The 13,992-nt window shown below is 73.7% G+C and carries 10 protein-coding genes; 7 read left to right on the plus strand and 3 right to left on the minus strand.

Annotation, left to right across the window (positions count from 1 at the left end; translation table 11 throughout):
* The 3 genes from ACI2L3_RS06560 to ACI2L3_RS06570 form a co-directional block, all read left to right on the plus strand.
* The coding region (locus tag ACI2L3_RS06560; protein ID WP_404751173.1) for a tetratricopeptide repeat protein at nt 1-1,131 on the plus strand (1,131 nt) is incomplete at its 5' end.
* A 100-nt stretch (nt 1,132-1,231) separates the two neighbouring features.
* Nucleotides 1,232-2,845, plus strand: coding sequence for a peptidoglycan-binding protein (locus tag ACI2L3_RS06565; RefSeq protein WP_404751174.1), 1,614 nt, complete (start codon nt 1,232-1,234; stop codon nt 2,843-2,845).
* A 5-nt stretch (nt 2,846-2,850) separates the two neighbouring features.
* Nucleotides 2,851-4,230, plus strand: coding sequence for a hypothetical protein (locus tag ACI2L3_RS06570; RefSeq protein WP_404751175.1), 1,380 nt, complete (start codon nt 2,851-2,853; stop codon nt 4,228-4,230).
* A 264-nt stretch (nt 4,231-4,494) separates the two neighbouring features.
* Here ACI2L3_RS06570 and ACI2L3_RS06575 read toward each other — a convergent pair whose 3' ends face one another.
* Genes ACI2L3_RS06575 through ACI2L3_RS06585 form a run of 3 tightly spaced genes read right to left on the minus strand, consistent with a single transcriptional unit; the run spans nt 4,495 to nt 7,896 of the window.
* Entirely contained in the window at nt 4,495-6,519 is a 2,025-nt protein-coding gene (locus tag ACI2L3_RS06575) for an AAA family ATPase (protein WP_404751176.1), read from the minus strand.
* Nucleotides 6,516-7,163 carry a DUF4255 domain-containing protein gene (locus ACI2L3_RS06580; RefSeq protein WP_404751177.1) on the minus strand — a complete coding sequence of 216 codons (648 nt, stop codon included), beginning with the start codon at nt 7,161-7,163 and terminating at the stop codon, nt 6,516-6,518. The genes ACI2L3_RS06575 and ACI2L3_RS06580 overlap by 4 nt, the downstream gene beginning before the upstream one ends.
* A 46-nt stretch (nt 7,164-7,209) precedes the next feature.
* Entirely contained in the window at nt 7,210-7,896 is a 687-nt protein-coding gene (locus tag ACI2L3_RS06585) for a response regulator transcription factor (RefSeq protein WP_404751178.1), read from the minus strand.
* A 281-nt stretch (nt 7,897-8,177) separates the two neighbouring features.
* Between ACI2L3_RS06585 and ACI2L3_RS06590 the strand changes: the two genes are divergently transcribed.
* Genes ACI2L3_RS06590 through ACI2L3_RS06605 form a run of 4 tightly spaced genes read left to right on the plus strand, consistent with a single transcriptional unit; the run spans nt 8,178 to nt 13,970 of the window.
* Nucleotides 8,178-8,876 carry a DNA polymerase ligase N-terminal domain-containing protein gene (locus ACI2L3_RS06590; protein ID WP_404751179.1) on the plus strand — a complete coding sequence of 233 codons (699 nt, stop codon included), beginning with the start codon at nt 8,178-8,180 and terminating at the stop codon, nt 8,874-8,876.
* The gene (gene ligD, locus ACI2L3_RS06595) at nt 8,873-9,886 is read left to right on the plus strand and encodes a non-homologous end-joining DNA ligase (RefSeq protein WP_404751180.1); all 1,014 of its coding nucleotides are present in this window, start codon (nt 8,873-8,875) and stop codon (nt 9,884-9,886) included. Before ACI2L3_RS06590 ends, ligD begins: the two co-directional genes overlap by 4 nt.
* Nucleotides 9,887-9,942: 56 nt before the next feature.
* Nucleotides 9,943-11,418, plus strand: a complete 1,476-nt coding sequence (locus ACI2L3_RS06600) for a 3' terminal RNA ribose 2'-O-methyltransferase Hen1 (protein ID WP_404751181.1) — start codon at nt 9,943-9,945, stop codon at nt 11,416-11,418.
* On the plus strand, nt 11,415-13,970 hold the full coding sequence (locus ACI2L3_RS06605; protein ID WP_404751182.1) for a polynucleotide kinase-phosphatase: 2,556 nt from the start codon (nt 11,415-11,417) through the stop codon (nt 13,968-13,970). The genes ACI2L3_RS06600 and ACI2L3_RS06605 overlap by 4 nt, the downstream gene beginning before the upstream one ends.
* Nucleotides 13,971-13,992 lie beyond the last annotated feature (22 nt).

Here is a 13,992-nt window from a genome sequence, read left to right on the forward strand (position 1 = left end):
GGCCATGCGTCGGCTGCGGGCCACGTGCTGGACGCAGGCCACGCGTCCGATGCCGACCACCAGCCCCACGCCGACCACCAGCCCCACGCCGACCACCAGCCTGACGCCGGCCACCCGCTCGCCCCAGACCACTCACCCGCCACAGACCACTCACCCGCCACAGGCCACCCGACCTCCACAGTCCACCCGCCCGATGGCCCGCCCGGCCTCCGCCCCACCGTCGACCTGCTCACCGCCTGGTCCCACCTCATCGTGGGGACCACCCGGCACCGTGATCTGGAACCGCTCGCCGAGCTGGCGTTGCGGACCGCGCGGCGGCACGGGGACGACCGGTCCGCCGGTCGTGCGCTGCGTCTGCTCGGTGCTCCGCACTACGGCACGGAGACCTACGGCCGGGCCGAGCGTGCCCTGCGCGAGAGCTTGCGGCTCGCCGCGGTCACCGGTGATGTGCTGGTCGGCGCGGAGGGCGGGCACGAGCTGGGCATCGTCCTCATGGGTACGGGCCGGCACGAGGAGGCGCTGGAGCAACTGCGGCTCGCGTACGCGAGGTTCGGGGCGCTCGGCGGGCACGACGACCGGATCCGCATCCTGTCCCACATGGCGCGGGCGTACGTCAGCCTGGGCCGGCGCGCGGCGGCGGACACCGCGCTCGTCGAAGCGGTGCGCCAGGCACGGCGGTCGGGCAGCACGTCGACGCTCGCGCACGTGCTGTATCAGGCGGGCTGCGCACTCCTGCGCGACGGCCGGGCCGCCGCGGCGGCGGAACGGCTCCGCGAGGCCCAGCGCCTCCACGGCCGCACCCGCGAACCCCGCTGGGAGGCCCTGTGCTGGGCCCGCCTCGCCTACTGCGAACTCGACGAGAACCGGCCCGGCGAGGCGATGCGCTGCGCGGACGCGGCGCTCGCCGTCGAGGGCGAGCTCGGTGACGCGTTCTGCCACGCCCTCGCGATGGCCGCCCGCGGCCGCGCCCTCCTGGCCCTCGGCGACCTCGACCGCGCCAGGGCCGCCCTGCGGATCGCCCACCGCGTCATGGAACGCCGCGGCGCCCAGGAAGCCACGGAGATAGCCATGCTGCTGACGCGCTGGCAGCGGCCCGCCACCCCGAACCCCGTGTTCTCGACCCTGCCTTGATCCCCCCGGCCCGCGGGCGGCCGCTCGGGCAGGGAGCGCTGCCCTCGGCGTCGCCCTTTCGTACAAGGACACCGGGCGGGGTGCCCTCTACCGTGCCCGTATGACGTGGTGGAACTCCCTTGACCCGGCCGCGGTGACCGTGGACCCCGGTGGCCGAGCGACCGTACGGCTTCGCGTACGCAACACGGGAGACACGGTCGAGGAGTTCCGGCTCGCAGTGGTCGGCGCGCCCGCCGGCTGGGCCCGCGTCGAACCCGAGGCGCTGCGGCTCTACCCGGGCAGCGAGGGCACCGCCGAAGTCTCCTTCGCGCCGCCCCGCTCGTCCGACACGACGGCGGGACCCACCCCCTTCGGCATCCGCGTCGAGCCCCGGGAGCACCCCGAGGCGCGCGACGTCGTCGAGGGGCAGGTCACCGTCACGCCCTTCTCGGAGATACGGGCCGAGCTCCTGCCGCCCACCATCGTCGGACGCTTCCGCGGCCGGGCCTCGGTCGCCGTGGACAACCTCGGCAACACCCCGCTGACCGCCGCGCTCACCGTCCGCGACGACGCGGGCCGGCTGGCCTTCGACGTCACTCCCACGGCGATCCAGGCCGCCCCGGGCCGCGCCGCGTTCGCCCGCTTCACCGTACGGCCGCAGCAGGTGCAGTGGACGGGGTCCGCGCAGGCGCACCCGCTCACCGTCTCCGTGCGCCGCTCCGGCGACGAGCAGGCCCACGAACTGCCGGGCAGCTTCGACCAGCGCCCGGTCCTGCCGCGCTGGGTGCTCGCCCTCGGCAGCGTGGTCGCGGCCCTCGGCATCGCGTTCATGGTCGTCTGGTTCACCTACGCGCCCAAGTTCAACGGTTCGGCGCGCGAGAACCAGGCGGCCGCCGCGCCCGACGCGGTCCCGCAGGGCGGCGAGAAGAAGAAGCTCCCGGACGCTCCGCCGCCCCCGAAGGAGAAGGCGGACGGCGGCGGCCGGGGCGGCGCGGGCACGGGTGGCGGCGGAGGCACGGGCGGCGGCGGGGAACGCGCCGGGTCCGGGTCCGGCTCCGGTGGCGGTGGCTCGTCCGGTGGGGGCGGGGGCGGTGGCGGCGGAGGCGGCGAGAAGCCGGTGTCGGACCGGAAAGCCGCCCGCAGCGGACCTCCGTGGCAGCGCGGCTACAAGTCCGACGTCGTCGTCGAGTACGCCCAGCGCCGCCTCGCGGCCCTCGGCTCGAAGAACCCGTGCACCCTGACCGGCTCCTACACCCCCGGCGTCATCGACGCCAAGACCGAGGACAAGTTGAGCTGTTACCAGCAAGCGGTGGTCCGCTCCGGCGACACCTCCGGCAAGAACACCGCGCAGATCTTCGAGACGGACGAGCTGGGCGAGCTCGGCCGGGCCACCCTCACCTCGCTGTGGGCGCAGGGCATCCGCGCCGACCACGTCCGCTCCGGAGCGGACAACTGGGAGGTCGTGCAGTTGCAGGCGGCGTTCTGGTGGGCCTCGCAGGCCGGCATCAGCGACGGGGACCTGGACCGCGACCGCGCCTACGCCGAGCACGGCGTCGCCTACTTCGAGAACGGCCGCAGCGCGCCCGTCACGGCCAGGTACAACAGCGGCACGGCCGCCCACATCAAGGAGTACCAGGCGTCCGTCGGCCTCCCGGCGACCGGCGTCGCCGACAGCAGGACCCTGCAGGCCATGGTCGGCGGCAGCGTCAAGAACCCCGGCGTGAAGGGTCGTTGAGCCAGATGTGGACCGCACTCGAACCCTCCGCGACCACCGTGGAACCCGGCTCGAGCACCAGCGTCAGGCTGCGCGTGCGCAACACCGGCGACACCGTCGAGGAGTACCGCCTCCAGGTGGTCGGCGCCGCCGCGGGCTGGGCCCGCGTACAGCCCGACGTACTGCGCCTGTACCCGGGCGCGGAGGCCACCGCCGAGGTGGAGCTCGCACCGCCCAGGACCCCGGACGCGCAGGCGGGCCCGACGCCGTTCGGTGTCCGGGTGCAGCCCCGCGAGGCCGCGCACGCGGCGGACGTCGCCGAGGGCCAGGTCACCGTGAGCCCGTTCGCCGAACTGCGCACGGAGCTCCTGCCGTTGGTGGTGAGCGGCCGGCTGAGCGCCAAGGCGTCGGTGGCCGTCGACAACCTCGGCAACCAGCAGCTGACGGCCTCCTTCTCCGGCCGTGAGAACGGCGACGCGCTGGAGGTCGAGGCCGAGCCAGGGTCGGTGCAGGTCGCCCCGGGCCGCGCCGGCTTCGCGGAGCTGCGCCTCAAGCCCGGCGCGGTGAGCTGGGTGGGCGGCACCACCAAGCACCCCTTCACCGTCTCCGTGCTCCGGGCCGGGACGCCCGAGCCGGTGGAGCTGCGCGGCACGTACGTGCAGCCGTCGGTGATCCCGCGCTGGGCGATGGCGGTCTTCTCGGTGCTGTTCGCGCTGGGTCTGGCGTTCGCCGTGATGTGGTTCCAGCACAAGCCGACCATGGCCACCCAGGCCAGGGAGAAGGCCGGCAAGCAGCAGGAGTTCCCGCAGAGCGACGGCATGAAGCAGGCGCCGAGCCCGAAGCCGAGCGACACCGAGAAGGAGAAGGAGGAGCCCGCGCCCCCGAAGGAGGACAACGACGACGCGCCGAAGTCCGAGCCGGGCGGCGGCGGGGGCGAGAAGAAGGACGACAAGCCCAAGGGCCCCAAGACGCACACCATCCGCAGCAGCGAGGGCAGCGGCTGGTACCTGGAGGTCAAGAAGGGCGAGACGGCCGACGGCACCTATGTGGGCCAGAACCCTTCCCTCACGGACGAGTTCGGCAAGAACCAGGACTGGATCCTGCACCACTACCCCGAGTCCGACACCTATGCCCTGGAGCCCGCCAGCGCCCCGGGCGCCATCCTGGACCAGAAGGTCAACACGAACATCGCCCAGATCTTCCACGCGCCGCCGGAGAACATCAAGACCGGCCGGCTGCCGGACAACCAGAAGTGGAAGCTGGAGAAGCGCGCCGACGGGCTGACGCGGATCGTCGCCGTCGGCTCCGGCGAGTGCCTCGTCGACATGCAGAACGACACGAGCGCGGTCACGTGGAAGTGCGACGACCGCAAGAGCATGGGCTGGACGATCTCCGACTGGCCGTAGTCAGCCGGAAGCCGTAGTAGCCGGAAGCGCAGACCGGCGCCGTCACGGCTCCTCGGACCGTTCCGGCCAGGGCATGCGGTGACGGCGTCGTACGCGGCTTCCGCGAGAGCGCTGCGTGCCGCTTCCGCGCCGGCCGGGGGAGTCGTACCGCCGGTGTCCCCGAGCACCCCGGCCGCACGATGAAAGGGGCCGCCGGCCAGTCCCTCCAGGCCCGCACAGATCCGCACCTCGGACCCCGGAGGCGGACCGCTCGGCTGACCGCCCCTACTGCCAGGGCAGCGTCGTCCCCGGCTCGAGACGGCCCATCTTGCGGTACTCGCGCCGCGCCCCGGCCCGCACGTCCTCGCCCGCCACCGGACCGCCGTGCCCCGCGGCCAGATAGGCGGCGGTCACCGCGGCCGACCGGATGCCGCCGCCGGCCAGCTCGAACTCCTTGGCGCAGACGGCGAGTTCGGCGTCGAGGTCCGGAGCGCAGGGGGTGCCCGCCAGACAGCTCCGCCACAGCGTGAGGCGCTGCTCGACGTCCGGGAACGGGAAGTCCACCACCAGGTCGAGGCGGCGCGTGAACGCGTCGTCGATGTTGGCCCGCAGGTTCGTGGTCAGCACGGCGATCCCGTCGAACGCCTCGAGACGCTGGAGCAGGTACGCGCTCTCCAGGTTCGCGTACCGGTCGTGCGAGCTCTTGACCTCCGAGCGCTTGCCGAAGACGGCGTCGGCCTCGTCGAAGAGCAGCACCGCGTCCGTGCGGTCCGCCTCGGCGAAGATCCGCTCCAGGTTCTTCTCCGTCTCGCCGATGTACTTGTCGACGACCGCCGACAGGTCCACCACATACAGGTCCAGGCCGAGTTCACCGGCCACCACCTCGGCCGACAGCGTCTTGCCGGTGCCGGAGTCCCCGGCGAACAGCGCCACCACCCCGCGCCCGCGACCGCCGCCGGTGCGCAGCCGCCACTCGCCGAGCACCTTGTCCCGGTGCCGGGCGCGCATCGTCAACTCGCGCAGCATGCCGAGGGGTTCGTCCGGCAGGACGAGGTCGCCGAAGCCGACCTCGGGCCGGATCCGCCGGGCGTGCTTGTCGAGCAGCGGCGCGGACTGCAGCCGGGCGCTGTGCTGGAGGTGTGCGGCGGTCGGCGGGGTGCCGTCGAACGCGGCGAGGCCGGTGGCGTCCCGTGCCGCGCGGCGGATCTGCGGCTCGCTGAGCCGGTACGGCGCGACGGCCTCGCCGAGGTCGAAGTCCGGTTCGTACGCGGGAAATCGGCGGCCCAGCTCGGTGTGCCATGTACGGGCCGCGTCGACGCCGTCCTGCGGCGCGTCCAGCGCGAGCAGCCCGGCGTCCGGCGCCCACCCGGGGTCGTACGGCTCGCTGCCGAAGAACACCACGGGCGCGTCACCGGTCGCCAACGCCCATACCAACGCGCCGGGTTCGGATGGCAGCGGGCCCACGACGAGCGCGGCCCGCCGCAGCCGTGCCTCGCGCACGAGCGCGGTGGCGACCGCCGCCGTGTCGTCCCCCACCTGACTGCCCGCCCGGCCCGGAGGCCTGTGCAGCAGCACGGGCAGACCGGCCGCCCGCAGCGCGTCGGCCACCGGCCCTGCGGCGGTGCCCTCCCTGCGCTCGCGCAGATGGACGGCGAGCGGGCCCTCGGCGGCGAGGGCGGCGATCCGGCCGGCGAGCGGATGGGCGGGTGCCGTCTCGCCGTCACTGTCCGGCAGCAACTCGACGCCTTGCCCGACGAGTTCGGGGTCGAGTGCGTCGTCGCCGAGGAGGTGGGACACCACGCGCTCCGGTACGCGCAGGGCCCGTCCCGGCAGCGGCCGCTCCTCGTCCTCCAGGGCGATCAGGCCGCCGGCGCGCAGCGGGGCCAGCGGATGGAAGCGGGCGCGGGCGAGCGGGTCGTGCGGTCCTGTGCCCGCGAGGTCCAGGGCGAGCGCGACCGTGGCCCTGCGGCGCCCGACGTCGTCGTTGAGGTAGCCGTACAGCGGCTCGAAGCGGCGGTCCACATCGGGGGCGAGAGCCGCGAGGAGGATGTGCCGGTCGAGAGCGCTCAGCCCGAAGTGCCCGGCCAACCCGGCCAAGGGGCCGGTGCATTCGGGCTCACTGTCCTCCGGCGCGGGGGCGGGTTCCGGCGGGGGAGCCGTGGCCAGCCGGTGCGCGGTCTCCGGAGTCACGTACAGCCCGCGCAGCGGATCCGCCGCCGTGGGGTCGTCCGCGCCGCGCCGTGCGACGAGCTCGGCCACGCGGCCGCGCAGCGACTCCAGCAGCGCAGGTACCGTGTCGGGAGAGCTCACCGCGCACCCGTTCCGTTCTCCGACGCGTCGCGCTGTTTCCGCAGCATCCGGGGCCGGGAGTCGCCCGGCTCGCCGTCGATGCCGCGGACGCCCACGACCGCGCCCTCGGTGACCGGCGGCGCCACGGGGTACGTCGGCGACACCGGGAACGGCACGGTGATCACGACGTCCAGGGACGGCTTGAGCTCGCCGCCGAGCGCCGACCACACGTCCGCGATCGACCGGGACTCGGGCGGCGGCACCGCGACGGTCAGCGGCAGCGGGGCCCGCAGCGCGGCGAGCGCGTCCGGCAGGGCGTCGGGCGGCAGCAGCTCGTGCGCGAGCAGGGTGCCGAGGGCCGCGGAGAGCAGCCGGTGCTCGTCCTCCGGCCGGTTGGTCCAGGCCGTGAGCAGGTAGGAGAGCCGGAACCAGCGCGGCGGCTGCCGCCTGCGCAGCACCGAACCGTCTGGCCCCCGCTCCGCGTACGCGCCGCGCTCGCGCCGGGCCACGTCCTCGCGGATGTCGTACAGGTACGAGTTGAGCGTGGGCGCGTTGCGCCGCGCGGCCCAGTCGCGGGTGGGCGCCTCGAAGACGACCTCGCCGGTCCCCTCCGGAAGCGCCCCGCGCAGCAGCGCGCGCAGCGCCTCGTCGACTTCGTGGATCACGGTCGGGCCCCCGGGGCGGTCGGGGGGAGGTGGTTCGGGTGCCGCATCAGATGTATCCCTCCCGCAGCGCGTACGCGACGGCATGCGCGCGGTTCTGCAGCTGCAGGCGCGTCATCAGCGCGTGCAGGACGTTCTTGACGGTGCGTTCGGAGTAGGCGAGCTTCTCGGAGATCTGCTTGGTGTCCAGGCCTTCCGCGATCAGCCGTACCACGTCGACCTCGCGCGGCGCCATGCCCAGCGTCGGTACGAGGGTGGCGGCGGACGGCGAGCCGTCGAGCGCCGAGAGCCGCAGCCGGCCCAGCTGCGTCATGAGCCGGTTGATGAGGTCGGGCGGCAGCTCGCCCTCGCCGCGCGCCGCGCTGTGGACGGCGCGCAGCAGCTTCTGCGGGGTCGCCTGGTGCCGCCACAGGATGGCCCGTACGCCGTACTCGACGACGGCGAGCAGCTCGGGCTCGCGCAGTTCGCTCGCGATCAGGACGACGCGCTGTTCGGTGGACCTGGTGAGGCGGCGCAGCTCGCTGCCCGCCAGGTCGTCGAGCCGGTCCACGAGCATGACGGCGACGCGTCCCTGGGCGGGCGCGGGCGCGGTCGCGGTTACGGGCGGGGTCGCGGTGCCGGGCGGGGGCGTCGGCGCGCCGTCCGCGGCACGGTCCACCAGTTCGACGGTGGGCTGGTGCCGGAGGTGGCTGATGACCCCGGCCCGGCTGAGGGGGTCGGTGGCATGCACGGCCACCGATATACGTGTATCGGGCAACTTACGTTTCCTGTCTTCCCCCGAATAGCGACGGGCACAGGGTGACCGGAACCGATCAACATTCGATTGCCGCTGAATCAACGCGGACGTTTATCGACCGGCAGCGGCTGACGGAACGCCGGCGCGATGCCGACCGCCCCGGTCTCCCGTACCGTCACAAACAGGGACGAGTGCCCCGCCGCAGGGCCGTGCGTGCCGGTGGCGATCACGGGGTACCCGGCGGCTCGAACGGATCAGCGACCCGGAGGGAAGGGATCTCCGTGAGCGAGGACGACAAGCTGCGGACCTATCGCGGGAAGCGGCACTTCGACAGGACGCGCGAGCCGAGCGGCGAGCATACGACGCGGCAGCGCGGGACCGCACCGGGCCGGGACGGAACCGCACCGGACCCGGACGGCGAGCCCGCGTTCGTCGTCCAGATCCACGACGCGAGCACCATGCACTTCGACTTCCGCCTGGAGGTCGACGGCGTACTCAAGTCCTGGTCGGTCCCCAAGGGCCCGTCCACCGACCCGCACGACAAGAGGCTTGCCCTCCCCACCGAGGACCACCCCATGGCATACCGCGACTTCGAGGGCGTTATCCCCGAGGGCGAGTACGGCGGCGGCACCGTCATCGTCTGGGACCGTGGCACCTACCGGCCGGCGAGCCACGACAAGAAGAAGCGGCCCGTGCCGTTCGGCCAGGCCCTGGAGAACGGCCACGCCACGTTCGAGCTGCACGGCGAGAAGCTGCGCGGCACGTACGCGCTCACCCGGTTCCACGGCCGCGAGGAGCGCGACGGCGGGTCCGCCAAGCCGACCTGGCTGCTCGTACGGACCGGCTCCGGAGGCGGGAAGGACGCCGGCACCCCCGACCCACGCCGCGCCCGCTCCGCGCTCACCGGCCGGACCCTGCGCCAGGTCGCCGAGGCGCCGGACGCGCCCAGATGGGAGCCGGACGGCGGTGAGAAGGAGTGACCGGCCTGCTCGACACGCTCCCGCCCGAGCTGCACGCCCGCACCCGCGAGGCCGCGCCCGGCATCGAACTCGCGGCCTCCCCGATGCTGGCGACCCTCAGCGACCGGCGCGACTTCCCGCACGGCTGGATCTTCGAGCGGAAACTGGACGGCATCCGCGTCCTCGCCGTCCGCGAGAACGGCAAGGTGACGCTCCGCTCCCGCTCAGGACGGAGCCTCGACGCCACCTACCCCGAGATCGTCGACGCCCTCGCCGCACAGGACCGCGCGGACTTCACCCTCGACGGCGAGATCGTCGCGTACTCCCACGGCCGGACCGACTTCGCGCGCCTCCAGCAGCGCATGGGACTCACCCGGCGGGCCGACATCGAGGCGAGCGGCGTCGCCGTCACCTACTACGTCTTCGACCTGCTGCGCCTGGACGGCGTCGACGTGCGACGGCTGCCGCTGCGCACCCGCAAGTCCCTGCTGCGCCGCGCGATCACCTTCACGGCCCCGCTCCGCTTCTGCACCCACCGCAACGAAGGCGGCCCCGAACTCCTCGCCGACGCGTGCCGCCGCGGCTGGGAAGGGCTCATCGCCAAACGCGCCGACAGCGCGTACCGCACGCGCCGCTCCGACGACTGGCTCAAGCTCAAGTGCTCCCAGGGCCAGGAGTTCGTGGTCGGCGGCTTCACCGAGCCCGCGGGCAGCCGGGTGGGCATCGGCGCGCTGCTCATCGGCCACTACGACGACACCGGGCGGCTGCGCTACGCGGGCAAGGTCGGCACCGGCTTCGACCGGCGCACACTGCTCTCCCTCCGCGAGGAACTCGACGGCCTCCGCACGCCCCGGTCCCCCTTCGCGGACCGCGTCGCCGAACGGACCGCCCACTGGGTGCGGCCGCACCTCGTCGCGCAGATCGCCTTCACGGAATGGACCCGCGACGGCATGCTGCGCCACCCCCGCTACCAAGGCCTGCGCGACGACAAGGATCCGGCGCTGATCGTCCGCGAGCGCCCGGAGTCCTGAACCGCCGAGTGCAAATCCCGTGGCCCTCGCCTTCCGTCACGGCGATACTCGACCGTGTGTTCCTGACGATCTCCACCACCGGCACCGCGCAGAACCCTGCGACCGACCTCGGTTTCCTGCTGCACAAGCACCCCGACAACCGGCATACGCGCAACGTGTCGTACGGGACCGCCCACGTCTTCTTCCCCGAGGCGGCCACCGGGCGCTGCACCGCCGCGCTGCTCCTGGAGGTCGACCCCGTCGCGCTCGTGCGGCGGGGCAAGGGGAAGGGCAAGGGGCGTGGCGGCGCGCCCGACGCGGCGCTCGCGCAGTACGTGAACGACCGGCCGTACGCGGCGTCCTCCCTCCTCGCCGTGGCGCTGAGCGCGGTCTTCTCCAGCGCGATGCGCGGGGTGTGCGAAGCACGTCCGGAGCGGGCCGCGCGGCCGCTGCCGCTGCGCGTCGAGGTGCCCGCGCTGCCCGCGAGCGGCGGCGCCGGTGTCGTGCGGGCGCTGTTCGAGCCGCTCGGCTGGACGGTGACGGTGACGCCCGTCCCGCTGGACGTGCGGTTCCCCCACTGGGGGGACTCACGCTACGTACAGCTCGTACTCGAAGTGCCGGACGGGAAGCTGACGTTGGGCGAGGCGCTGCGGCACCTGTACGTGCTGCTGCCCGTCCTCGACGACGCCAAGCACTACTGGGTCTCGCCGGACGAGGTCGACAAGCTGCTGCGGGCCGGCGACGGCTGGCTCGCGCACCACCCGGAGCAGGAGCTCATCACCAGCCGCTACCTCGCCCGGCGCCGGTCCCTGACCCGGGAGGCGAAGGAGCGGCTCGAACTGGTGCGGCTCGCCGACGCCGACGACACGGACGTCGAGGAGCTGGACAACGCCGTGGACGAGGAGACCGACACCGACACCGCGCCCGTGCCGCTCGCCCTGCGCCGCCGCGAGGCGATCCTCGCGGCGCTCACCGCCGCCGGTGCGGCCCGCGTCCTCGACCTGGGCTGCGGACAGGGCCAGCTGGTGCAGGCGCTGCTCCAGGACGCCCGGTTCACCGAGATCGTCGGCCTGGACGTGTCCATGCGCGCGCTGACCGTCGCCTCCCGGCGGCTCGACCTTGCCCGCATGGGCGAGCGCAGGGCCGAGCGCGTCACGCTCCTCCAGGGGTCGCTCGCGTACACCGACAAGCGGCTCAAGGGCTACGACGCGGCGGTGCTCAGCGAGGTCATCGAGCACCTCGACGTGGAGCGCCTGCCCGCCCTGGAGTACGCGGTGTTCGGCTCCGCGCGCCCCCGCACCGTCCTGGTGACGACGCCGAACGTCGAGTACAACGTCCGCTGGGAGTCGCTCCCCGCGGGGCACGTGCGCCACGGCGACCACCGCTTCGAGTGGACGCGTGCCCAGTTCCGCGCCTGGGCCCGCGAAGTGGCCGAACGGCACGCGTACGGCGTGGAGTTCGCGCCCGTGGGCGACGACGATCCCGAGGTGGGACCGCCCACGCAGATGGCCGTGTTCACGCGGACCGACAGGAAGGAGGTGCGGGCCGCATGACGAACGACACTCGCACCGGCCGCGTTCTCCCCGTCACCGACCTCTCCCTCGTCGTCCTGATCGGCGCCACCGGCTCTGGCAAGTCGACCTTCGCCCGACGGCACTTCAAGGCCACCGAGGTCCTCTCCAGCGACTTCTGCCGCGGGCTCGTCGCCGACGACGAGAACGACCAGAGCGCCAGCCGCGACGCCTTCGACGTGCTGGACTACATCGCCGGCAAGCGCCTCGCCGCGGGCCGCCGCACCGTCGTCGACGCGACCAGCGTGCAGAGCGACAGCCGCAAGCAGCTGATCGAGCTGGCCAGACGGTACGACGTGCTGCCCATCGCCATCGTCCTCGACGTGCCCGAGGAGGTCTGCGCCGCCCGCAACGCCGCCCGCGAGGACCGCGCAGGCCTGCCGCGCCGCGTCATCCAGCGCCACCAGCGCGAACTGCGCCGCTCCCTGAAGCACCTGGAGCGCGAGGGCTTCCGCAAGGTCCACGTCCTGCGCGGAGTGGACGAGATCGAGAACGCCACCGTCGTCACCGAGAAGCGCTACAACGACCTCTCGCACCTCACAGGCCCCTTCGACATCATCGGCGACATCCACGGCTGCGCCGCCGAACTGGAGACCCTCCTCCACAAGCTCGGCTACGTCGACGGGGTCCACCCGCAGGGCCGCACGGCCGTCTTCGTCGGCGACCTCGTCGACCGCGGCCCGGACACCCCGGGCGTGCTGCGCCGCGTCATGTCGATGGTCGCCGACGGCAACGCCCTCTGCGTGCCCGGCAACCACGAGAACAAGCTCGGCCGCCATCTCAAGGGCCGCAACGTTCAGCACACCCACGGACTCGCCGAGACCATCGCGCAGCTGGAGGGGGAGAGCGACGAGTTCCGGGAGCGGGTAAGGGAGTTCGTGGACGGGCTCGTCTCCCACTACGTCCTCGACGAGGGGCGGCTCGTCGTCTGCCACGCCGGGCTGCCCGAGAAGTACCACGGCCGCACGTCGGGCCGGGTGCGCTCGCACGCCCTGTACGGCGACACGACCGGCGAGACCGACGAGTTCGGCCTGCCGGTGCGCTACCCGTGGGCGGAGGAGTACCGGGGCCGGGCCGCGGTCGTCTACGGCCACACCCCGGTGCCCACCGCGACCTGGCTCAACAACACCATCTGCCTGGACACCGGCGCCGTCTTCGGCGGCCGCCTCACCGCGCTGCGCTGGCCGGAGCGCGAGCTCGTCGACGTACCGGCGGAGCGCGTCTGGTACGAACCCGCCAGGCCGCTGCGGACCGAGGCGCCGGGCGGCCACGAGGGGCGGCCGCTCGACCTGGCCGACGTGCACGGCCGCCGCACGGTGGAGACCCGGCACGCGGGCCGCGTCGCCGTGCGCGAGGAGAACGCGGCCGCCGCCCTGGAGGTCATGAGCCGCTTCGCCGTCGACCCGCGCCTGCTGCCGTACCTGCCGCCGACGATGGCACCGACCGCCACCTCCCGGCGGGAGGGCTACCTGGAACACCCGGAGGAGGCCTTCGCCGCCTACGCCCAGGACGGTGTCGCCCGCGTCGTGTGCGAGGAGAAGCACATGGGTTCGCGTGCGGTGGTGCTGGTCTGCCGTGACGCCGGCGTGGCCCGCGAGCGCTTCGGCGTCGAAGGGGGCCCGACCGGCTCGCTCTGCACCCGCACCGGCCGCCCCTTCTTCACCGACCCGGCCGTCACCGAGGAGGTCCTCGGCCGCGTCCGCACCGCCGTCACCGAGGCGGGCCTGTGGGAGGAGCTGGCGACGGACTGGCTGCTGCTCGACGCGGAGCTGATGCCGTGGTCGCTGAAGGCGTCCGGCCTGCTCCGCACCCAGTACGCCGCCGTGGGCGCCGCCGCCGGCGCCGTCTTCCCCGGCGCGCTCGCCGCGCTGGAGGCGGCGACCGCACGAGGAGTCGACACCGGCGCCCTCCTGGCCCGCCAGCGGGAACGCGCCACGGACGCCGCCGCCTTCACCGACGCCTACCGCCGCTACTGCTGGCCGACCGACGGCCTGGAGGGCGTGCGGCTCGCGCCGTTCCAGATCCTGGCCGTCCAGGGCCGCAGCCTCGCCGGGCTCCCGCACGACGAGCAGCTCGCCCTGATCGACCGCATGGTGGAGCACGACAGCGGCCAGGGCTCCGACCTGCTCCAGACCACCCGCCGCCTCTACGTCGACACCGGCGACCCCGAGTCCGTCCGGGCGGGCGTCGACTGGTGGCTGGAGATGACGGGCCGCGGCGGCGAGGGCATGGTCGTCAAGCCGGTCGCCGCCCTGGTCAGGAACGGCCAGGGCCGGCTCGTCCAGCCCGGCATCAAGTGCCGCGGCCGGGAGTACCTGCGGATCGTCTACGGCCCCGAGTACACCCGCCCGGACAACCTGGCGAAGCTGCGCGACCGCTCCCTCGGCCACAAGCGCTCCCTCGCCGCCCGCGAGTACGCGCTCGGCCTGGAGGCCCTGGACCGCCTCGCGGACGGCGAACCGCTGTGGCGCGTGCACGAGGCGGTGTTCGCGGTCCTCGCCCTGGAGTCGGAACCGGTGGACCCGCGGCTTTAGCCGCTGAGCCGCACGGCTTCGG

The organism is Streptomyces sp. NPDC029674 (assembly GCF_044903205.1).
GTDB lineage: Bacteria > Actinomycetota > Actinomycetes > Streptomycetales > Streptomycetaceae > Streptomyces.